The sequence below is a fragment of the Sphingomonas sp. S2-65 genome, from assembly GCF_021513175.1.
In the GTDB taxonomy this organism is placed as follows: domain Bacteria; phylum Pseudomonadota; class Alphaproteobacteria; order Sphingomonadales; family Sphingomonadaceae; genus Sphingomonas.
In genome coordinates, this window is record NZ_CP090953.1 from 925,001 (window position 1) to 946,474 (window position 21,474).

A 21,474-nucleotide genomic window follows, 5' to 3' on the forward strand; every position below is an offset into this window, starting at 1 on the left:
TGGCCGCCGAGAAGCGGCCGGCGCGCCGCCTTTCCCGAAGTGGACGCGGCGCGCTGGCTTGGTTTGGAAGAAGCCGAAACGGTGATCCTGCCGAGCCAACGCCCATTGCTGGACGCGGCTCGGCAGAAATTGCTGGAAGGTAGAGGGGTTACGGGCGCCGGATCGTGATCGCCTTGCCGTCATAAACGACCGCCTGCGGCCCGGTGTCGAAGCTCAGCGCGTTGGCCTTGTTCGGACCGTAGAAGCGCACCGAGATGCTGCGGCGCGCCGGCATCTTCTCATAGCTTCCCTGGCGCGCGCCGATCGTCAGCGTGCCGCTGGCGTCGTTCCAGGTCACCGGAATCCGCGTGAACTGGCCCTTCTCATAGTCGCGGCTGGTGCCGTCATCCTCATAGACCGAGAATTGGCCGTTCGCGCCGGTATAGACGTGGAGGACCAGCGGCCCGCCCTGCGCCTGCGCGGTATATTGAATGTCCGGCCCGGTCGGCACGATCGCGCCGGCGCGGACGAACACCGGCATCCGCTCGCGCGGGGCCTCGGCCGTGACCGACTGGCCGCCCTTGAAGAAGCGGCCGCTTTCCAGCGCATACCAGCCGGTGCCCGCCGGCAGATAGACGCTGCGCGAGCGCGCCTGGAACGCCGTCACCGGAGCGACGAGCAGCGACGGGCCGAACAGATATTGGTCGTCGACGTTCCAGCCCTTGCGGTCCTGCGGGAAGTCCATGACCAGCCCGCGCATGATCGTGCCGTCCTTGAAGTGCGTGTCGGCACCCACGGTGTAGATATAGGGCAGCAGGCGGTAGCGCAGCTTGTCGTACCACAGCATCGAATCATACATCGCCGGATCGCCCTTCGAGATCTCGTAGATCTCGCGGAACGGAGTCTCGCCATGGCTGCGGAACAGCGGCGAGAAGGCGCCGAACTGGAACCAGCGCAGGTTGAGCTCGCGCCATTCGGCGACCGCGTCGGGGCGCTGCTGGGTGTAGCGGTCCTCGACCGAGAAGCCGCCGATATCGTGCGTCCAGTTCGGGATGCCCGACATCGACAGGTTGACGCCCGCCGAAATCTGGTCGCGGAAATCCTCCCAGCGCGCGGCGACGTCGCCCGACCACAAAGCCGAGGAAGCGCGCTGCGTGCCGGCGAAGCCCGAGCGCGTCAGGATGAACGGACGCTTGTCGGGCACCGCCTTGCGCAGGCCCTCGGCAAAGCCATCGGCGTGGACGAGCGGGAAGGAATTGAACAGCTCGGCACCCGGCCCGATCGCCGTCGGCCCCATCCGCTGCTTGCGCTGGTCGATCGACAGGTTCGAGTGGATGTCGGGCTCGGTCGCGTCCATCCACCAGGCGTCGAAGCCCTTGCTGACCAGCTTCTCGCGGACTTGGCGGAAATAGATCTGCCTCGCCTCGGGCGCATAGGGATCGTAATCGGTATTCTCATAGCCCGGACCGACCCAGTCCTTCTCATGCGCGTCGAGATTGCCGCGATAGAGATAGCCCTTGGCCGCCAGTTCCTTCGCATTGTCGGTGTTCGGGTAGAATTTGGGCCAGACCGAGATCATGATCCGCGCGTTCATCTTGTGGACGTCGTCGACCATCTTGTCGGGATCGGGGAAGCGCTTCTTGTCGAAGTCGTGGCTGCCCCACTGGTCCTCGGGCCAGTAGAACCAATCCTGGACGATGTTGTCGAGCGGGATCTGGCGGTTGCGATATTCGCGCACCACGCCGACGAGCTGGTCCTGGGTCTCGTAGCGCTGGCGGCTCTGCCAGAAGCCATAGGCCCATTTCGGCATCAGCGACGCCTTGCCAGTCAGCCCGCGATAGCCCGCGATGACCTCGTCCATGTTGCGACCGCCAACATAATAATAGTCGATCGAATGGCCGACTTCGGACGACATCCACAGCGAGTTGCGGTCCTGCTTGGGCAACGGATCGCTGTGGAAGAGCGCGAGATAGCCCGCATTGGGCTCCCACTCGATACGCAGGTTGACCGGCTTGCCCTTGGTCATCGGCAAGTCGATATTCTCGAACCACGGGTTCCAGTTCACCCGCCAGCCGTCATAGACCAGCTTGTTGTCGGCGAAGACCTTGATGTAGCTCGACGAATAGAGCCGGAACTTGTGGGTGCCGGTAACGTCCGGGTGGAGCGTGCCGGTCCACACCACATTCTGCTTGCCTACCACAACGCCGGCGGTGTTCTGCCCCGCATTCGCCGAAGCGATGGTCTTGGCCTTGGCGGCTGCAGGCCAATTGGCCTGGTCCTTGATGAACTGATAGTCGATGAACGCTTCCTGGCGCGTCACCGCGGGCTTGCCGTCGAGGAAATACTCGGCCTTCCAGCCCGGCTTGCCGCCGCTGGTGACCTTGAGCCCCTGGCCGACATGATCATAGGGCTTGGGATTGCCGAAGCGGCTGATCGAATTATTGTCCCACAGCAGCCCGTAGTTGCGCGTCGAGACCAGGAACGGGACGGCGATGTCCATATTGTGCTGGGCCAGTTCGACGTCCTGGCCGTTATAGTTCATCTGGCGGAACTGGTGCTGGCCCAGGCCGTAAAAGCCCTCGTCGGTGCCGCGGTTGAACTGCTGCTGGGTCGCGAGGAACGGTTTGTTCTCCACGGTCACCGGCGTGAAGCCGCGGCGGGTTTCGTCAAGCACCACCGTACCCGCGGCGTCGCGGAACTGGACATGGCCATCGCGCAGCCGGATTTCGGCGGAGGCACGCGCGGCCTTCACCGTCACCAGCCCGTTCGCCTGCGTCACCGTGAAGTCGCCATGCGGCTTCGCCACGACCATCAGGCTGGTCGGCAGGTTCAGGTCCTCGGCGGGCGAGGCCGTGACGCGGAAGCTGTCATCCCCATAGACGAGCACGCGGACGCGCTTGGCCGCGCCTTCGGCCGGGGTGACGAGCACGCCGTTCGGCACACGCTCGACGGTCTGCGCGGCGGCAAGGCCGGGGGCCAGGGCAAGCGCTGCGGCAGCGCCGAGGAACCAGTGCTTCACGATCTCGAACTCCTTCGTTGTTTCGTTTCGCCGGCCAGCCGGCTCAGCGATAGGTTCCCATCGTCACCTTCAGCAGCACAGGCTTGTCGGTGAAGTTGAACCCATAGTCGATCTGGTCGCCGTTCCAGCGACGCGACATCCGCCATTGGCCGCCGACGAACGTGCCTTCCTCGGCACTGACGATCTGCGTGGCCTGCTTCCCCTCGGCCAGGCCGATGCGCATGCGGACGTGCCGGCCGGTCATCAGGAAGGTGTCGGGACCGAGCTGCGCGACCAGCGCGCCGCCCTCGGGCTGGTCGGCCATCGGATGCTTGTCCTGCTTGAGCCAGGTCCAGCTCGCCTCGCCCATCTGCCAATGGCCATATTGCACGCTCACCCGCCAGCGGCCGAGGACCTGCGACTGGTCCTTGCCGTCGCTGCCCTTGGTGGTGCCCCAGGTTGGGTTCTCGAACGCGATCCGCGCCCAGTCGCGCGCGATCGGGTGGAACAGGCCATAGGGATCGGCGAAGGCCGCGACGGTCGCGTCGTCGAAGCTCTTGGCGCCCAGCGGGTAATTGAAGAAGCCGGTCTCATCCATGCCGAACGGCGCGAAGCCGATCGCGCCATGGCCCAAGGCCGGCCACAGGAAGCGGCCATATTCTGCCGCGTTGCCGATCTCGGGCACCATCAGCGCATTGTCGGGCTTGGCATAAGCCGCGAGGAAGCCGGTCACCTGCTCGGGATTGCGATTGTAGATGTCGGGCGCGATCAGGTCGAGCGCGGGCGCCGCGACCTTCCAAATCGGCATCACGTCCCAATTGGGCCCACCCGAAGGCCCTGCCCCCTTGGCCGGGTCGAAGGCGTCGCCCAATGCGGCGTTCACATACATCGGCAGCGGCTTCACCGCTTTGCCCGCCGCGGCGATCTCGCCAATATATTTGGCGTAATACCAGGTGTTGAAATAGCGGTCGGCATTGGCGCCGAAGACTGCGCTCCAATTGCCCGGACGCTTGTTCATCGCCTTGAGCAATGCCGCGGGCACCGGCCCGGCGAACAGCTTCTGCGCTGCCGGCGAATGATCGCGGTCCAGCCCATAGCTGCCGCTTTCATTCTCGGGCTGCACCATGATGACGGTGTTCTGCGGATCGATCCGCTTGAGGTGCGTGATCAATGCGACGAAGGCGCGCTTGTCGGCCTCCAGCGTCGCGCGGCCATGCGGGCTGATCACGTAATGCGGGCTGCCATCGGGCTTGGTCATCCGCGCGAAGCGGCGCGTGTCCGATTTCACCCAGGCCGGCGCATAGGTGTTGCCGGTATTCTTCCAGCTGGCGAACCACAGCAGCACCAGCCGCATGTCGTTGGCGCGCGCCTGCGCGACCAGCGTGTCGACATAGGAAAAGTCGAACTGCCCCTCGACCGGCTCGACCTGTTCCCAGGCGACCGGGATCTCCAGCGTATTGGCGTGGATCCGCTTCAGGAACGGCCACACCTTGGGCAAGGCGTCGGGATAGTTGCTCGAATTATTGGCCTGCGCGCCGAGCATCAGGAACGGCGCACCGTCCACAATCAGCGCATGCTTGCCGTTGCGCGTGGCGATGTGCGGCACATCCTGCGCCGCCGCCGCGATCGGTGCGGCGGCGGCGGTGAGGCAAAGAAGTGCCGAGGCCAGGCGGAGAGATTTGGTCATCGCTGGCACTCGGCCCCTCTGGTTCAGTTGCGGATGCGGAAGGTCAGGCCGACCCGGCGATCTTCCAGGCGGATGAAGCGCGGGTTGGTCTCGACATTCTGATAGCTCTCCTGCCGCTGGCGCAGCAAGTTCACCGCGTCGATCGTCAGCGACACCTTGGGCGAGAAGTCGTACGAGATCGATGCATCGAGCTGGCCGTAAGCCTTGCGATAGATCGGCACGCCGCCGGTGCCGTTGCCCGCCACCGTCTCGAGATAATCGTCGCGCCAGTTATACGCCGCACGCGCGGTGAAGCCGTATTTCTCGTACATGCCGATCAGGTTGTAGCTCCACTTGGACAGGCCCTGGAGCGGCGTCGAGACGCTCTCGCCGCCGACCAGCGTACCGCCGCTGCCCGGGGCATCGGAGTCCGCATAGGTCAGATTGGCCTGGACGCCGAAGCCCGACAGCGGACCCGGCAGGAAGTCGAAGAAGGTGTTGCCACCGATCTCGAAGCCCTTGACCGATCCGTTGGTGCCGTTGAGCCGCCCGGTATATTGGAACGTCTGCGCCGCGCCGTTCGGCACCGCATATTGCACGTCGAAGACCGAGTCATAGATGAAGTTGGTCAGGTCCTTGTAGAAGACCGTGCCGTAGACCAGCGTGCCCGGCTTGGCATACCATTCCAGCGCCGCGTCGATCTGCTTGCTCTCTTCGGGCTTGAGCAGCGGGTTGCCGCCCGAACCGGTCCGCGTCGTCGGGATGTACCCCGTCACCGTGCCGTCCGGCGCCGTCGTCTGGTTGTAGTTGAGCGACAGCGAGCGGATCGCGCGCAGATCGCCGAACGCCGGACGCGCCATCGCCTTGCCCGCCGCGAAGCGCGCCTGGAGATTGTCGGTGATGTGCGCGCGCAGGTTCAGCGTCGGCAGGACCTTGGTATAATCCTGGTCGGCGTTGAACGGCTGGTCGACCGTCAGCTGCGCGGTGCCCGGCAGCAGGTCGGGGCGATAGGTCAGCCGCGTGCTGCCGATCGCCTCGTTCTTGGTCTTGATGACACGCACACCGATATTGCCGTCGATCGGACCCGCTTCGAAGCGCGCCATCACATAGCCGGCGTACGTGTTTTCCTTCTGCGTGTTGATGTCCTGCGAGCCGTAATCGGTCAGCCCGCGGCCGACCACGCTCTGGAACAGCCCAGCGACGGTGCCTTCGTTCAGCACCGACATGCCCACGAACGGCACGTTGCCGACGCTCGTGCTGTCACCGTGGAAGAAGTCGTTCGCGAAGGGATTGTTGATCGCCCGGAACCGAGGATCGTCAAGCCCGGCGGTGCCGATGGCGCCCGACCAGCTATAAGGCGTGCTGCGGTTGATGGCGCTGCGGTCGGTCACCCGCCCGCCCACCGAGATGCTCTTCAGGAAGCCTTCCTCGAAGTCCCAGGTAAGGTCGGCGCGCGCGGTCTTCTGCTCCGCGTCGCTGTTTTCCTTGTGATCCATCAGCGCGGTCACGCGGTAGGTGTTGATAGCGCTGATCGGCGCCGAACCGGGGAGCCCGCCAAAGCTGATCTGCGGCAGATCGCCGGACAGATCGATGGCATAGGACGCGAGATCGCGCTGGTTGAATGCAGTGTAGCTGCGGTTCTCGAACTTCGCCTTAACATACTGAAGATCGACGTTTAGCCGCAGCCGATCGTTGATCTTCCACTTCATGCCGCCCGAAAAGTCGGTCGTCTCGCTTTCGTTGTAAGAAAGCTGGCTGTTGTTGGCGAGGTTGAGCTGGTTGCGGTTGTCGTAGGTCGGCGGGAGCGACCAGTCGGGCGTGAAGCCCGAGAAGCCGCCGGACTGGAACACGCCGTCCTCGTCGAACTGGAAACCGGGCAGCGGCGCCAGGCCGGCAAGACCGACCGCGTCGGTGCCGCGCGTGACGAACGAGGTGTAGTTCGGCGTCTCGATATAATATTCGGAGCGCAGCCCGGTCGCGTAGAACTCCAGATCGTCGTTCGGCGCCCATTGCAGCGCGCCGTAATAGCCCTTCCGCTCACGCTCGCCATAGGTGATGCCGATGCCGGCGCCGACCGGCACCGAACGGCTGGTGCCGTCGATCGCGGTGGTGCTGCGATACGGCTCGATCACCAGTTCGTCGGTCCGGAACGCGCCGCCGAAATAGGAGGCGTCGAACAGGATGCCGATGTCGCCGATGCCGGTGTTCCAGCGCTTGCTGATCAGGCCCGACGCATTGAACTTGGTGTCGCCCACCAGGTCGTAATTGTTGGCGCCCACCGTGGCGGCGACCAGCCAGTCGGTGCCCCGCTCGTCGAACGGCATGCGCGTGCGCAGGTTGACGGTGCCGCCGATGCCGCCCTCGATCAGCTCGGCCGAGGGGTTCTTGTAGACGTCTACGCCGGCGAGCAGCTCGGACGGCACGTCCTCGAAGCTCAGCGAGCGCCCGCCCGAGCCGCTAAACGCGTCGCGACCGTTGATCTCGGTGCGAACCTGGGTCAGGCCGCGGATCGCGATGCCCGATCCTTCGCCGCGGTTGCGGGTGATCTGGATGCCCGAGATGCGCTGCAGCGTCTCGGCAACGTTCTTGTCGGGCAGCTTGCCGATGTCGATCGCGGTGATCGAGTCCACGAACTGATCGGCGTTCTGCTTGATCGCCTGCGCCGACTGAAGCGAGGCACGAAGGCCCGTGACAACGATGTCATCGGTTTCCGCGACATCGGCTTCGGCCTGGGTCGCGCCCGTGCGCGGTGGCACTTCCTGGCCGGCGGTCACCGCGGCGTCCTGCGCGCTGGCGGACGCGCCGTCGCCGGCAACGGCCTGTGCCATCGCCCCCGGCGCAACGCCCAGCGCCGCTACCGAGACGCCGAGCATCAGCGCACGGCGAAGCGTCATTTCCATCAACTTGTTCCTTTGTTCGGCTGTCGAGCCCATCGCTTCATCCTCCCCAGAGCCGCCGATAACGAGCGCACGCCGCACTGGCGCTGCATCGATGCCGGACGCTGATTGAAGAGAAGCGAGCCGTGATCGCAGCTTCGCAGCACTAGGAACTCGCCTCTCCTGCCCGTCCCCTCTGTTCTGTGCACAGGCATCTGCCTGTCGGAGGACGTTGAGCAACATAGGGGCTACACGGTACCGGTAACATCGTCTACAAAAATTTCACCCAGATATGAAAACCGCGCGGCGCTTGCGGCAGCGGTGGAATGGGAGAGGAGAAGCGATTTGCCTTTCGCGCCAATCACTAAGGTGCTGATCGTCGGTGGTGGAACTGCGGGCTGGATCGCCGCGGCGACGCTCGCACGGCTGCTCCAGGACCAGCCTTGCCGGATCGAGCTGGTCGAGTCGGACGCGATCGGAACGGTCGGCGTCGGGGAAGCGACGATCCCGCCGATCCTCGAGCTCAACAAGGTTCTGGGGATCAACGAGAACGTCTTCATCCAGCGCACCCAGGCGACCTTCAAGCTCGGCATCGAGTTCGTCGGCTGGAAAGAGGAAGGCGCCCGCTACTTCCATCCCTTCGGCCGCTATGGCGCCGATGTCGGCCATGTCGACTTTGCCCATTACTGGCGCCGCCTGCAGCACGAGACTGGAGCGGAAGCCGGCACGCTGGAGGACTATAGCCTCCCCACCGTCGCGGCGCGGGCGGGCAAGTTCATGCGCCCCGATCCCAATCCCAAGAATGTGCTGTCCAACCTTGCCTACGCCTTCCATTTCGATGCCAGCCTCTATGCCCGCTTCCTGCGCGACTATGCCGAGGGACTGGGCGTGGTCCGGCACGAGGGCCGCGTGGTCGACGGCGAACTGGACGCGCGCGGCTTCGTCGCGGCGGTCCGGCTCGACGATGGCCGCCGGCTGGATGCCGAGCTGTTCGTCGATTGCTCGGGGTTTCGCGGGCTGCTGATCGAGCAGCTTCTCGGCACCGGCTATGAGGATTGGAGCCACTGGCTGCCCTGCGACCGCGCCGTCGCCGTGCCTTCGGAGAATGTCGGCCCTCCGCCCCCATTCACCCGTTCCACCGCGCGGGCGGCCGGGTGGCAATGGCGCATCCCGCTGCAGCATCGCACCGGCAACGGCCATGTCTATTGCAGTGACCATGTCAGCGACGACGACGCGTGCAGGGTCCTGCTCGCGAACCTGGAAGGGCGGCCGCTCGCCGATCCGAAGCTCCTGCGCTTCACCACCGGCCGCCGCCGCCAGTTCTGGAACCGCAACGTGGTGGCGCTCGGCCTCGCCGGCGGCTTCATGGAGCCGCTGGAATCGACCAGCATCCACCTGATCCAGAGCGCGCTGACGCGGCTGATGACGATGTTCCCCGACACCGGATTTGCGCAGGCCGATATTGACCAGTTCAACCGCGCCTCCGCGCTCGAGTACGAGCGGATCCGCGACTTCCTGATCTTGCACTATGCCGCCAACCAACGGACCGGCATGCCGTTCTGGGACCGCTGCCGAACCATGGCGATCCCCGACAGCCTTGCGGACAAGATCGAGCTCTACCGCAGTCGCGGCCGTTTCTTCCGCTTCGAGGACGAGCTGTTCACGACGACGAGCTGGCAGGCAGTGTTCGAGGGCCAGGGTGTCACTCCGGCGGGCTTCGACCCCATGGCCTCCGGCGTCCCGCTCGATCAGCTGCGCTCGACGCTGGCGCGGATGCGGGACACGCTGCGCCGCGGTGCCGATGCCATGCCCACTCATGGCGACTTCATCGCGCGAAATTGCGCGGCCCCACCCCTTCAGAGCTGATCCGACATGGCGCCCAAAACTGCCTTTCTCGCCCTGGCTGCGCTTTGCCTCGCCAACACCGGCGAGCAGCGTCCCGATGCGCCGGTGCCGTATCGCTGGTCGAATGTGGTCGTCGGCGCGGGCGGCTTCGCGCCGGGCATCGTCTTCAGCACGGCGGCGCCGGGCCTGGCCTATCTGCGCACCGACATGGGCGGCGCCTATCGCTGGGAGGATCGCGCCGGCCGCTGGGTGCCGCTGATGGACGGCTTTGCCGAGGGCAGCTTCTACGGGGTCGAGAGCATCGCCCCCGATCCCGTCCGCGCCGGGCGCGTCTATGCCGCCGTGGGGATGCATGCCCGCGGCGCCTCCGCGATCCTGCGCTCGGACGATCGCGGCACGCACTGGACCACCTATCCCGTCCCCTTCCGCATGGGCGGCAACGAGGATGGCCGCGGCCTGGGCGAACGGCTGGCGATCGACCCCCGCCACCCCGGCACTCTGTTCTTCGGCTCGCGCCATGACGGGCTCTGGCGCAGCGACGACGAAGGCGCGCGCTGGTCGCGGGTGACGGGTTTCCCCTATGCAGGCGCCGGAGCTCCCGCCCCGCGCAGCACGCATGGCGGCGTCGGCTTCGTGCTGTTCGATCCCCGCCCCGGCACGGCCACCGTCTTCGCCGCAGTCGCCGATCGCGGCGCGCAGGGCCTATATCGATCCGCCGATTCCGGGCGAAGCTGGGCGCGGATCCCCGGCGGGCCGGGCGATCTGCTCCCGATCAAGGCCGCGATCGACGGCGCCGGCACGCTCTATGTCACTTATGCCGACGGGATCGGCCCCAATGGCGTGCTGCGCGGCGCGGTCTGGGCGCTCGGCAGCGACGGCAGCTTCCGCGACGTCACGCCGCAACAGGGCCCCTCCGTGCCCGAGGGCGGCTATATCGGCGTCGCCACCGACCCGCATCGCGCCGGCACCGTCTACGTCTCGACCTTCAACCGCTGGCGCCCCGGCGACACGATCTGGCGCTCGACCGACGGCGGCGCCCATTGGAGCGATCTCGGCGCGCGCAGCCACCGCGACACGCGCATCAGTCCCTTCCTAAACTGGGGCAGGGCCGAGGCGGAGTTCGGCCACTGGATCGCCGGGCTCGCGCTCGATCCCTTCGCGCCCTCGCGCCTGGCCTATACCACCGGCGCCACGGTCTATGCGACGCGCGACGCGGACAAGCCCGGGCTGAACTGGACGCCCTGGGTGCAGGGGATCGAGCAGACCGCGATCATCACGCTCGCCAGCCCCAGCGGCGGCACGCATCTCGTCACCGGCTTCGGCGATCTCGGCGGCTTCGTCCATGACGATCTCCGCCGCTCGCCGCCGGGCATGCATCTCAACCCGCGCAACACCAACACCAACACGCTCGATCATGCCGGCGCCGCGCCGCAGGTGCTGGTGCGCAGCGGCAACGTCCATGCGAAGCAGGCATTGGAGGCCGGGCTCGGCTGGTCCGGCGATGGCGGCCATCACTGGCGCCCGCTGCGCACGCCGCACTGGCGCGGCGACGGCCGCCCGCTCGAGGAAAACGGCCGCGCTCCGATCAGCGTCTCGGCCGACGGCGCGCGTTTCTATGTCGGCGCCGAGCGCCCGCTGCTGACCACCGACCGCGGCGCGCGCTGGACCGTGATCGCCGGCCTTCCCGCCAATGCCCGCATCACCGCCGACAAGGTCGATCCGCGCCGCGCCTGGGCGATCGACTATGATGCCAAGGCCTTGCTGCGCAGCACCGATGGCGGCCTGCACTTTGCGCCGGTGCCCGCCCGCGGCGCCTGCCCCGATCTCGGCGCCACGCGCCCGCGCAACCGCGAGGATCAGGCGGCGCTGGTCGCCTCCCCCTTCGCCGCGAACGATCTGTTTCTAAACTGCGCCGGCGCGCTCTATCGCAGCACCGATGGCGGCGAGACGTTCCGCCGCATCTCCGCGGACCTCGACATCGCCTTGTTCGGCCTCGGCCTCGGCACGTCGAAGCGCCAGCCGGCGGTCTTCACCGTGGCGGCACGCGGCGGCGCCACGGCGATCTGGCGCAGCCTCGACGGCGGCACCCGCTGGCGCCGGATCAACGACGACGCGCATCGCTGGGGCAATCGCTTCCGCGTGATCTCGGGCGATCCGCGCATCTTCGGCCGAGTCTATATCGGCACCGACGGCCGCGGCGTGGTCTATGGCGACGCCGCGAAATGACGGCATGATCCTCCCCCGCCAGGGGGGAGGATCAGCGCAGGCTCAGGCCCCGCGCCAGGTATAGGCTGCGATCGACTCCGCCTTCATCTCGATCGAGAATCCCGGCGCTTCGGGCGGCCTATAGGCGCCTTCTTCCACTACGCACGGCGTGACGAAATGCTCGTGGAGATGGTCGACATATTCGGCCACCCGGCCCTGCGTCGTCCCCGAGAAGCACAGATAGTCGATCATCGAGAGGTGCTGGACATATTCGCACAGCCCCACGCCCCCGGCATGCGGGCACACCGCCAGCTCGTATTTCGCCGCCATCAGCAGCACCGCCAGGATCTCGTTGACTCCGCCCAGCCGGCAGGCGTCGATCTGCACCACGTCGATCGCCTCGCGCATGATGAACTGCTTGAACAGCACGCGGTTCTGGCACATCTCGCCGGTCGCGACCTGGATCGGCAGGATCGCGTCGCGGATTTTCCGGTGCCCCTCGACATCGTCGGGGCTCGTCGGTTCCTCGATGAACCACGGCTTGGCGAAGGCCAGCGCCTGGACATGGTCGATCGCCTCGCCGACTTCCCACACCTGGTTGGCGTCGATCATCAGCTTGCGGTCGGGCCCGATCGCCGCGCGCGCGATCCCCACCCGGCGGATGTCGTCCTCCAGCGAGCGCCCGACCTTGAGCTTCACATGGTTGAAGCCCTCGGCCACCGCCTCATGGCACAGCCGCTCCAGTTTCTCGTCCGAATAGCCCAGCCACCCCGCCGACGTCGTGTAGCAGGGATAGCCCTTCGCCTCGAGCGTCGCGACGCGCTCGGCCTTGCCCGCCATCCGCGCGGTCAGCAGCGCCACGGCCTCGTCGGGAGTGATGCAATCGGTGATGTAGCGGAAATCGATCAGCCGCACGATCTCCTCGGGGCTCATCTCGCCGATCAGCCGCCACAGCGGCTTGCCCTCGGCCTTGGCCCAGAGGTCCCACACAGCATTGACCACCGCGCCGGTGGCGAGATGGATCACGCCTTTCTCCGGCCCGATCCAGCGCAGCTGGCTGTCGCCGGTGATGTGCCGCCAGAAGCGCCCGGCATCTTCCTTGATCCAGTCGAGATCCAGCCCCTCGACCAAAGGCGCCAGCGCCGCGATCGCCGCGCAGCAAATGTCGTTGCCCCGCCCGATCGTGAAGGTCAGCCCGTGCCCGGTCAGCCCCGGCGCATCGGTCTCCAGCATGCAATAGGCCGCCGAATAATCCGGATCGGGGTTCATCGCATCCGAACCGTCGAGCTGCTGCGAGGTGGGAAAGCGGACGTCGACGACGCGAAGCTTGGTGATCTTGGTCATTGCGGGCAGGCGACCTGGAACGGGTTGTGCGCGGTATGCAGCATCGAAGGGTCGCCTCTCACTGGCCGCTACCGGATGGCGCGGCTTTCATTGTTCGCCAACGATCGTTCGCTGGTGATGGGCGTTTTCATATGTGTGAACAATGTCTGGCGCAAGCATCGTGATATGCTATTCGCTTGCGCAAAGAAGACCATGCTGAAGTGGCCAGGCAAGGAGAGTTGAATGTTCGCAAGGTCCGCCCCGCAATGAGCCGCCGTCTCTGCTTCGCGCTCGATCTGGTCGACGATGCCGCGCTGATCGCCGACTATGAAGCGCGCCACGCCCCCGGCGCGGTCTGGCCGCAGATCGTCGCGCACATCCATGCCCAGGGGTTCGAGGGGATGGAAATCTGGCGCACCGCCGATCGGCTGGTGATGGTCGCCGACGTCGCCGACGACTTTCCGCGCGCCATCGCGCCCCCGCCCGAGAATGACGCGTGGGAAGCGCTGATGTGGAAGTTCCAGAAGCCGCTGGCGCATGCCGCCGCGGGCGAGAAATGGGTGCCGATGCAGCGCATCTTCAGCCTGGACGAACAATGAGGCCGGCATCGCGCCCTTTGGGCAAGACCGGGCTCCAGCTCCCCGCGCTCGGCTTCGGCGCCGCGCCGCTCGGCAACCTCTATCGCGCGCTCCCCGATGGCGAAGCCCGCGCGACGATCGACGCCGCGCTGGCGCTCGGGCTGACCTATGTCGACACCGCGCCGCATTACGGCCTGGGCCTCAGCGAGCGCCGCGTCGGCGATGCGGTGCGCGGCACCGGGGCGATCGTGTCGAGCAAGGTCGGGCGCATCCTCTTCCCCGCGCCCGATGCCGATGTCGCCGCGGAGCGTTATGGCTTCCGCACGCCGATGCCCTTCGATGCGCGCTTCGATTACAGCCATGACGGCATCCTGCGCTCGCACGAAGCCAGCCTCCAGCGGCTCGGCCTCGCGCGGATCGACATCCTCTACATCCACGATATCGGCCGGCTGACGCATGGCGACGCCCACCCCCATCATTGGCGGCAACTGACCGAGGGGGGCGGCCTGCGCGCGCTCGCGCGGCTGCGCGACGAAGGCGCCGTCGCCGCAATCGGCGCCGGAGTGAACGAAGTCGCGATCTGCCTGGATCTGCTCGATCAGGCCCCGCTCGATGCGATCCTGCTCGCCGGGCGCTATACCCTGCTCGAACAAGGCGCGCTCGAAACGCTGTTCCCGCGCTGCGCCCAGGCGGGCACGGCGATCGTGATCGGCGGCCCCTATAATTCCGGCATCCTCGCCGGCGGCCCGAAGCCGGTGCGGCATTATGATTATGCCCCGCCGCCGCCCGCCGTTCTGGAAAAGGCCGGGCGGATCGCCGCGATCTGCGCGCGCCACGGCGTGCCGCTCGGCGCCGCAGCCCTTCAATTCGCCATGGCCCATCCGCTCGTGGCGAGCGTCATCCCCGGATTAGCAAGCGTCAAGGAAGTGCAGGAAACCATGGACCGCGCGATATTAAACATTCCCACCGATCTCTGGGCCGAACTCAAGCAGGAGCGGCTGATCGCCGCCGACGCGCCGACCCCGGCAGTGCAGGTGGCGGCGTGACCGGCCGGCTCGCAGGCAAGACCGCGCTCGTCACCGGCGCCGGCCAGGGCATCGGCCGCGCCACCGCGGAAGTGTACGCCGCCGAGGGCGCGACGGTCTGGGCGACCGACCGCGATCCGGCATTGCTCGAAGGGCTCGCCGGCGTCCACCGCGCGCTCGACGTGCTCGATCCCCAGGCGATCGAGCGCGTGTTCGCCGAAGCCGGCACGCTCGACATTCTGTTCAACTGCGCCGGCTATGTCGCCGCGGGCGACATCCTCGCCTGCTCGGAGCAGGACTGGTCCTTCTCCTTCGATCTCAACGTCACCGCGATGTACCGCACGATGCGCACCGCGCTCCCCGCGATGGTCGCGGCGGGCCGCGGCTCGATCGTCAACATCGCCTCGGTGGCCAGCTCGATCACCGGCGTGCCGAACCGCTTCGCTTATGGCGCGTCGAAGGCCGCGGTGATCGGCATGACCAAGGCGGTCGCCGCCGATTTCGTCGCCAAGGGCGTGCGCTGCAATGCGATCTGCCCGGGCACGGTCGAGACGCCGTCGCTCCACCAGCGGCTGCGCGACACCGGCGATTACGAAGGCGCCTGGGCCAGCTTCACCGCCCGCCAGCCCATGGGCCGAGTCGGCAAGCCCGAAGAGATCGCCGCCCTGGCGCTCTACTTGGCCTCCGACGAATCCGCCTTCACCACAGGCCAGATCCACGTGATCGACGGCGGCTGGACCACCTAGGCCAGAGGGCGGATCCGGCGCCCGGCGCCCGTCCCGGGCATCCGGCCCCCACTCCGTCCTCCGACCCTCACTTCGTCGTCCAGGGCCTTACCCCGTCACCCCGGCCCCTACTCCGTCATCCCATCCCCCACCCCCGTCATCCCGGCCCTTACTTCGTCATCCCGGCCTTGAGCCGGGATCCCGCTTCTCCTGCCGACCAAAGCCAGCGGGACCCCGGCTCAAGGCCGGGGTGACGAAAAATCAAAGTACAACTCCCCCCGGGAAACCGCCCCCCCCCTCAAACCCGGCTATCCCCCTCCACCAGCTGCTCCGAGATCAGATCCGCCGCCTGCCGGACCAGCACCGCGGTGTCCTTGATCGAGGGCGAGGATTGCAGCTTCTTGAGATAAGGCACAGTCAGCGCCGCGGCCGCGATGCCGCCGCGCAGGATCGGCGCCGAAATGTCGGTCACCCCCGCGACGAACTTGCTCGGCGTCAGCTCGACATGCCGTTCGCGCACGCTGTCGGCATGCGCGCGGAACGCCGCCAGTTCCGCCGCGCTCGGCTGCGGATCGAACAAAGCCTCCCAGCGCTCGCGCGTGTCGTCGGGCTGGAAGGCATAGAGCACCGCGCCCGACGCCGCCTGCATCAGCGGCCGACGATAGCCGACGCGCACCGAGAAGCCGAGTTGCTCGCCCGATTCCATCCGCGCCACCACCACCATCTCGCCGCGCGTGTGCAGCGCCAGATGGCAGGACTGGCACGCGCTGGAGGCCAGCTCGCGCATCACCGGCAGCGCCAGCTCGATCAGGTTCTTGGTGCGCGGCTGCTGCATGCCCAGCGAGAACAGCCGGTCGGTCAGCCGATAGCCTTCGTTCGACGGATCCTGTTCGATATAGCCGCGATATTCGAGCACCTGGACCATGCGGAACAATTCGCCGTGCGAGCGGCCCAGGCTGTTCACAATCCCGGTCAGCGTCATCGGCCGCGGCTCGGCCGCGAGCAGCTCGAGAATGTCGATCCCCTTTTCCAGCGCCGGCGCGCGATACCGCGCGTCGACGGCGCCCTCCCCGTTCTTCATTCCCCACTCCCTGTTGGCCGCTCCGGTGTATCCCCGGCATCGCGACTTATGAAGGCTCTACGACCTTTTCATCGTCGTCGTTCATCAGTGAATTGATGCTTTATTAGCGCACGATATTGCGCCTACACTGCCGCGAGTAGCTAGATGACGCGGAACCGCCTATCCGCGTCCGGCACTAGGAGAGATGGCGATGGCGCGGCGATATTCCCTGACACCCCTCGGGCTGCTCTTCGCGCTGGCGACGCCCGCTGCGGCGCAGACGCTGGTGCCGGGCGATCCGCATGCGGACGATCCCGTCGGCATCGTCGCCGATTCCTGCCCGAAGCATGCCGGGCCCAGCGACAGCCAGGGCTGGCAGATGTGGAACCTCCACATGCTCACCCGCGATTTCGGCCAGCTCTGCCGCTACCGCGATCAGAATGCCGCAGTGAAGGGGCAGAAGGTCCGCGTCGTCTTCATGGGCGATTCGATCACCGACAATTGGATCAACCTGGACAAGACCTTCTTCCAGAACGGCCTGGTCGATCGCGGGATCAGCGGGCAGACCACGCCGCAGATGCTGGTCCGCTTCCGCCAGGACGTGCTCGATCTCAAGCCCCAGGCGGTCCACATCATGGCCGGCACCAACGACATCGCCGGCAATACCGGCGCCGCGACGATGGAGACGGTGCAGGGCAATATCCGCGGCATGGCCGAACTCGCCCGCGCCAACGGGATCAAGGTGATCCTCGCCTCGGTGCCGCCCGCCGGCGAGTTTCCCTGGGCCAAGGACAAGCGCCCGGTGCCGCAGATCGCGGCGATGAACGCCTGGCTGCGCGACTATGCCGCGCGCAACGGCTTCACTTATGTCGATTATCACCGCGCGATGGCGCAGGGCGACGGCGCGATGAAGCCCGGCCTGGCCAGCGACGGCGTCCACCCCACGGCCCAAGGCTATGCCGTCATGCGCCCGATCGCGCTGGCGGCGATCGCCAAGACCCTCGGCAAGTAAGGAATTTCGATGCAGATTGGACGCCGTGGCTTCCTGGCGGGCACTGCCGCGCTCGGCGTGGCGCAGGCGGCGCGCGCCGCCAGCCCGATGGGCCAGGCCCGCGGGCCGGTCCAGGCGAACTGGCCCTCGCTCGTCGATCACTATCGCTACCCCGACTGGTTCCGCGACGCCAAGCTCGGCATCTGGTCGCATTGGGGGCCGCAATCGGTGCCCGAGCAGGGCGACTGGTATGGCCGCTTCATGTACATGCAGGGCCACCCGATGTACGAGCATCACCTCAAGACCTACGGCCATCCTTCCAAATTCGGGATGAAGGACATCCAGAAGCTCTGGACCGCCGAGCGCTGGGATCCCGATGCGCTGATCGCCCGCTATACCAGGGCCGGCGCCAAATATTTCATGTCGCTGGGCTGCCATCACGACAATCTCGATTGCTATGACAGCCGCTACCATGCGTGGAATTCCACCCGCGTGGGTCCGAAGAAGGATGTCGTCGGCATCTGGGAAAAGGCCGCGCGCCGCGCCGGGCTCAAGTTCGGCATCTCGAACCATGTCGCCCATGCCTGGCACTGGTATCAGCCGGCTTATGGCTATGATCCCGTCGGCCCGCACCAGGGCGAGCGCTACGACGCCTATCGCCTGCAAAAGTCCGATGGCGCCGGCTTATGGTGGGACGGCCTCGATCCGCAGCAGCTCTACACCGGCCGCCATGCCGTGATACCCGACGGCATCGATAGTATCGAGGCGATGAACCAATGGCACGACGCCCATAACGGCCAGTGGGTCGAACATGGTCCGCCGGGTGACACCCGCTTCGTCACCAACTGGCTGCTCCGCCAGACCGACATGATCGAGAAATACCGGCCGGACATGGTCTATTTCGACGATTACGGCCTGCCCTTCGGCCCCGTCGGGCTCGAGGCGGCGGCGGATTATTACAACCGCTCGATCGAGTGGCACGGCAAGATCGACGTCGTCCTCACCGGCAAGCAGCTCAAGCCCCATGAGCGCTTCGGCATCGTCCAGGATGTCGAGCGCGGCTTCACCGATCGGCTGTGGGACGAGCCCTGGCAGACCGACACCTGCATCGGCGACTGGTTCTACAATGTCGCCCGGCTCAACGACCGCAGCTACAAGACCGCCGAGATGGTCATGCAGCGCCTGGCCGACGTGGTGTCGAAGAACGGCAATCTGCTGCTCTCCATCCCGCAGCCCGGCGACGGCTCGATCGATGCCGAGGAGGAAAAGATCCTCGACGGCATGACCCGCTGGATCGCCGTCAATGGCGAGGCGATCTACGGCTCGCGCCCCTGGACTCGCTATGGCGAGGGGCCGACGGTGCTCACCGCGGGCATGCAGAACGAAAGCAATGCCTCGGCCTTCACGCCACAGGACATCCGCTTCACCACCAACAACGGCGCGCTCTATGCCGCGATGCTCGCCTGGCCCAGCGGGCCGGTGACGATCGCCTCGCTCGCCCGCGGCAAATGGCAGGGCGAAGTCGAGCAGGTCACGCTGCTGGGCGGCGGCCCGGTTCGTCACCGCCACGACGGGGCCGGGCTCCATTTCACGCTGCCACCCAGGCCCGACGGCGGCTTCGTGCCGATCGTACGCATCAACGGACGGGGACTCCACGCATGACCGACACCCGCTCCTCGATCCCGCGGACGGCGGCGCTGCCCTTCGTCCTCATCGTCGCCTTGTTCTTCCTGTGGGGCGTGGCGAACAACCTCAACGACGTGCTCATCGCCCATTTCAAGAAGCTGTTCACGCTCACCGATCTGCGCGCCGGGCTCGTCCAGTCGGCCTTCTATCTCGGCTATTTCTGCCTCGCCATCCCCGCCGCCTTGTTCATGCGCGCCAAGGGCTATCGCGCCGCGGTGCTGCTCGGATTGTGCTTTTACGCACTCGGGGCATTGCTCTTCTGGCCCGCCGCCGGCGCGCAGAGCTACCCCTTCTTCCTCGCCGCTCTGTTCGTTATCGCCAGCGGCCTCGCATTCCTCGAAACCTCCGCCAACCCGCTGATCGCCCGGCTGGGCTCGGCGGACACCGCATCGCGCCGGCTCAACCTGGCCCAGGCGTTCAACCCGCTCGGCTCGATCGCCGGCGTCGCGGTCGGCAGCCAGTTCATCCTCTCGGGCGTCGAAGTCGGCCCCGCGCAGATGGCGGCGATGACGCCAGACGCGCTCACCAGCTTCCGCGCGGCCGAGGCTGCGGCGGTGCAGATCCCCTATCTGCTGATCGGGCTCGGCGTATTGGTCTGGGCGCTGCTGATCCGCATCACGCCCTTCCCCAAGGTCGCCACCGAGCGCGAAGTCGAGGAAGGCGTCGGCGCCGCGCAGGATTTCGCCGCCTTGCTCCGCAACCGCCGCGTGCTCGGCGGAGTCGCCGCGCAATTCTTCTATGTGGGCGCGCAGGTCGGCATCTGGAGCTTCCTGATCCGCTATTCGCAGGTCGCCGCCCCCGGCACCACCGAGCATGAAGGCGCCGGTTTCCTGACGCTCTCGCTGATCCTGTTCATGGTCGGCCGCTTCGCCGGCGCCGCCTTGATGAGCCGCCTCCCCGCCTTGCTCCTGCTCGCGGGCTTCGCGGCGATCGCCGGGCTGCTCTGCCTGATCGCCGCGCTCGCCGGCGGCCAGCTCGGCATCGGCGCGCTGGTGCTCAGCAGCTTCTTCATGTCGATCATGTATCCGACGATCTTCGCCGAATCGGTCGACGGCCTGGGCCCGCGCACCAAGTCCGCCGCGGCGCTGCTCGTCATGGCGATCGTCGGCGGCGCAGTGTTCCCGGCGATCATGGGCTATGTCTCGGATCTGAGCGGATCGATGGTCAACGCGATGCTGGTCCCGGCTTTGTGCTTCCTCGTCGTGCTGCTCTTCGCATTGCGGGCGCGGCGCGCGGCGTGATCGACGCGCACGTCCATGTCTGGCAGCTCGGCCGGCATGGCTGCATTTGGCCGACGCCCGACCTCGCGCCGATCCACCGCGACTTCACCCTGGCGGACTATCCCGGCGACGCCGGGCTGATCCTCGTCCAGACCCAGGAGGATGCGCGCGACACTGCCTGGCTGCTCGCGCTGGCGCAGGATCCGCGAATCCTCGGGGTCGTCGGCTGGGCCGATCTCGAACGGCCTGAGAGCATCCCGGCGCACCCCAAGCTCAAGGGCCTGCGCCCGATGGTCCAGGGCCGCGCGCCGGATTGGTATGACCGCCCCGAGCTGGCCGCGGGCTTCGAGGCGATGGCCGCGCGCGGCCTGGTGCTCGACGCGCTCGTCCGCCCGGCACACCTCCCCGCGCTCGCCCGCCTCGCCGCGCGCCACCCCGATCTGACGATCGTCGTCGATCACGCCGCCAAGCCCGACTTCGCCGATCTCCCCGCCTGGTCCGCCGCCATCGCCGGCCTGGCACCGTATCCGAACGTCGCCTGCAAGCTGTCGGGCCTGCTCACCGAGCTGGCGCCGGGCGCGGGTCCCGATGCGCTCCGCCCCGCCTTCGACACGCTATGGCGGCTGTTCGGCCCGGACCGGCTGCTCTGGGGCAGCGACTGGCCGGTGGTCACGCTCGCGGCAAGCCATGCCGACTGGCTGGCGCTCGCCCAGAGCCTGGTCCCGGCAGAGCATCACGCCGCGATATTCGCCGCCAACGCCGCCCGCATCTACCGCCTCGACTAGCATCGCTCCCATATTCAAGGCGCGCTAACCCCCAGCAGCGCCTCCAGCCGCACCGGCGCAAAGCCGTGCACGTCCACCCCCACGTCGAACTGACGCGGCACCGGCTTCAGCCGGCCATGGCTGTGCCCATGCAGGTTGAGCGCGCCCTTATGCTGCCCGTTCCACGATCGAAAGGGATAATGGCACAGCACCAGCCGCCGCCCGTCCAGCTCCAGCTCGCGATAGTCGCTGACGCTCGCCCAGCCCGCCGCCGTCGCCGTCGCGTCGGGATCGTTGTTGCCGCGGATCAGATGCTTGGTGCCGTGCAGCCGCGCCAACAGCGCGGGCACGTCGCTCGCCTTGCGCGCGACGTCGCCCAGATGCCACACGACATCCTCGGGGCCGACCGCGGCATTCCACCGCGCGATCATCACGGCATCCATCTCCGCCGTCGTGGCGAAGGCGCGTTTCCAGATGTTGATCGTGCGGTGATCGCCGAAATGCGTGTCGGCGGTGAAGAAGACCGCCAAGGG

General features: G+C 67.0%; 16 protein-coding genes (1 of these 16 running past the window's edge). 10 read left to right on the forward strand and 6 right to left on the reverse strand.

Features of this window, described 5'->3' with window-relative positions; translation table 11 throughout:
- A protein-coding gene (locus LZ586_RS04345) for an NUDIX domain-containing protein (RefSeq protein WP_235078442.1) crosses the window boundary here: on the forward strand, window positions 1-143 show its 3' end. Its footprint begins 319 nt before the window's first position; only the last 143 of its 462 coding nucleotides appear in the window; its start codon lies off the left edge, out of view; the stop codon is at window positions 141-143.
- 5 nt (window positions 144-148) lie between these two features.
- Here the strand turns inward: LZ586_RS04345 and LZ586_RS04350 are convergent, their stop codons facing one another.
- The 3 genes from LZ586_RS04350 to LZ586_RS04360 are packed head-to-tail and all read right to left on the reverse strand — an operon-like array spanning window position 149 to window position 7,543.
- Window positions 149-2,998: a TIM-barrel domain-containing protein gene (locus tag LZ586_RS04350; RefSeq protein WP_235078443.1), complete on the reverse strand. Its 2,850-nt coding sequence runs from the start codon at window positions 2,996-2,998 to the stop codon at window positions 149-151.
- Window positions 2,999-3,041: 43 nt separating this feature from the next.
- A complete protein-coding gene (locus LZ586_RS04355) occupies window positions 3,042-4,664 on the reverse strand; it encodes a DUF5597 domain-containing protein (protein ID WP_235078444.1) in 1,623 nt (540 codons plus the stop codon).
- A 23-nt stretch (window positions 4,665-4,687) separates the two neighbouring features.
- Window positions 4,688-7,543, reverse strand: a complete 2,856-nt coding sequence (locus LZ586_RS04360; RefSeq protein ID WP_235078445.1) for a TonB-dependent receptor — start codon at window positions 7,541-7,543, stop codon at window positions 4,688-4,690.
- Between the two features lie 321 nt (window positions 7,544-7,864).
- Here LZ586_RS04360 and LZ586_RS04365 point away from each other — a divergent pair, with 321 nt between their 5' ends.
- Both LZ586_RS04365 and LZ586_RS04370 read left to right on the forward strand, forming a co-directional pair.
- Window positions 7,865-9,385 carry a tryptophan halogenase family protein gene (locus LZ586_RS04365; RefSeq protein WP_235078446.1) on the forward strand — a complete coding sequence of 507 codons (1,521 nt, stop codon included), beginning with the start codon at window positions 7,865-7,867 and terminating at the stop codon, window positions 9,383-9,385.
- A 6-nt stretch (window positions 9,386-9,391) separates the two neighbouring features.
- Window positions 9,392-11,590 (forward strand): WD40/YVTN/BNR-like repeat-containing protein, encoded by a 2,199-nt coding sequence (locus LZ586_RS04370; protein WP_235078447.1) that lies wholly within the window; start codon window positions 9,392-9,394, stop codon window positions 11,588-11,590.
- 42 nt (window positions 11,591-11,632) lie between these two features.
- Here the strand turns inward: LZ586_RS04370 and LZ586_RS04375 are convergent, their stop codons facing one another.
- Window positions 11,633-12,913: an L-fuconate dehydratase gene (locus LZ586_RS04375; protein WP_235078448.1), complete on the reverse strand. Its 1,281-nt coding sequence runs from the start codon at window positions 12,911-12,913 to the stop codon at window positions 11,633-11,635.
- A gap of 245 nt (window positions 12,914-13,158) precedes the next feature.
- Here LZ586_RS04375 and LZ586_RS04380 point away from each other — a divergent pair, with 245 nt between their 5' ends.
- Genes LZ586_RS04380 through LZ586_RS04390 form a run of 3 tightly spaced genes read left to right on the forward strand, consistent with a single transcriptional unit; the run spans window position 13,159 to window position 15,241 of the window.
- Complete coding sequence (locus tag LZ586_RS04380) at window positions 13,159-13,491, forward strand: L-rhamnose mutarotase (RefSeq protein WP_235078449.1); 333 nt, start codon at window positions 13,159-13,161, stop codon at window positions 13,489-13,491.
- The gene (locus LZ586_RS04385) at window positions 13,488-14,516 is read left to right on the forward strand and encodes an aldo/keto reductase (protein WP_235078450.1); all 1,029 of its coding nucleotides are present in this window, start codon (window positions 13,488-13,490) and stop codon (window positions 14,514-14,516) included. Before LZ586_RS04380 ends, LZ586_RS04385 begins: the two co-directional genes overlap by 4 nt.
- Window positions 14,513-15,241, forward strand: a complete 729-nt coding sequence (locus LZ586_RS04390; protein WP_235078451.1) for an SDR family oxidoreductase — start codon at window positions 14,513-14,515, stop codon at window positions 15,239-15,241. Before LZ586_RS04385 ends, LZ586_RS04390 begins: the two co-directional genes overlap by 4 nt.
- Window positions 15,242-15,518: 277 nt before the next feature.
- On the opposite strand, the gene LZ586_RS04395 is transcribed toward LZ586_RS04390, so the two are convergent.
- Entirely contained in the window at window positions 15,519-16,301 is a 783-nt protein-coding gene (locus tag LZ586_RS04395) for an IclR family transcriptional regulator (RefSeq protein WP_235078452.1), read from the reverse strand.
- A 190-nt stretch (window positions 16,302-16,491) separates the two neighbouring features.
- Between LZ586_RS04395 and LZ586_RS04400 the strand changes: the two genes are divergently transcribed.
- From LZ586_RS04400 to LZ586_RS04415, 4 genes are read left to right on the forward strand one after another with little or no spacing between them, the layout of a single operon-like run.
- Window positions 16,492-17,292, forward strand: coding sequence for an SGNH/GDSL hydrolase family protein (locus LZ586_RS04400; RefSeq protein WP_235078453.1), 801 nt, complete (start codon window positions 16,492-16,494; stop codon window positions 17,290-17,292).
- 9 nt (window positions 17,293-17,301) lie between these two features.
- The gene (locus tag LZ586_RS04405; RefSeq protein ID WP_235078454.1) at window positions 17,302-18,933 is read left to right on the forward strand and encodes an alpha-L-fucosidase; all 1,632 of its coding nucleotides are present in this window, start codon (window positions 17,302-17,304) and stop codon (window positions 18,931-18,933) included.
- The gene (fucP, locus tag LZ586_RS04410; RefSeq protein ID WP_235078455.1) at window positions 18,930-20,198 is read left to right on the forward strand and encodes an L-fucose:H+ symporter permease; all 1,269 of its coding nucleotides are present in this window, start codon (window positions 18,930-18,932) and stop codon (window positions 20,196-20,198) included. Before LZ586_RS04405 ends, fucP begins: the two co-directional genes overlap by 4 nt.
- Window positions 20,195-20,962 (forward strand): amidohydrolase family protein, encoded by a 768-nt coding sequence (locus LZ586_RS04415; protein WP_235078456.1) that lies wholly within the window; start codon window positions 20,195-20,197, stop codon window positions 20,960-20,962. The genes fucP and LZ586_RS04415 overlap by 4 nt, the downstream gene beginning before the upstream one ends.
- Window positions 20,963-20,976: 14 nt before the next feature.
- On the opposite strand, the gene LZ586_RS04420 is transcribed toward LZ586_RS04415, so the two are convergent.
- The gene (locus tag LZ586_RS04420) at window positions 20,977-21,471 is read right to left on the reverse strand and encodes a metallophosphoesterase family protein (protein ID WP_235078457.1); all 495 of its coding nucleotides are present in this window, start codon (window positions 21,469-21,471) and stop codon (window positions 20,977-20,979) included.
- Window positions 21,472-21,474 lie beyond the last annotated feature (3 nt).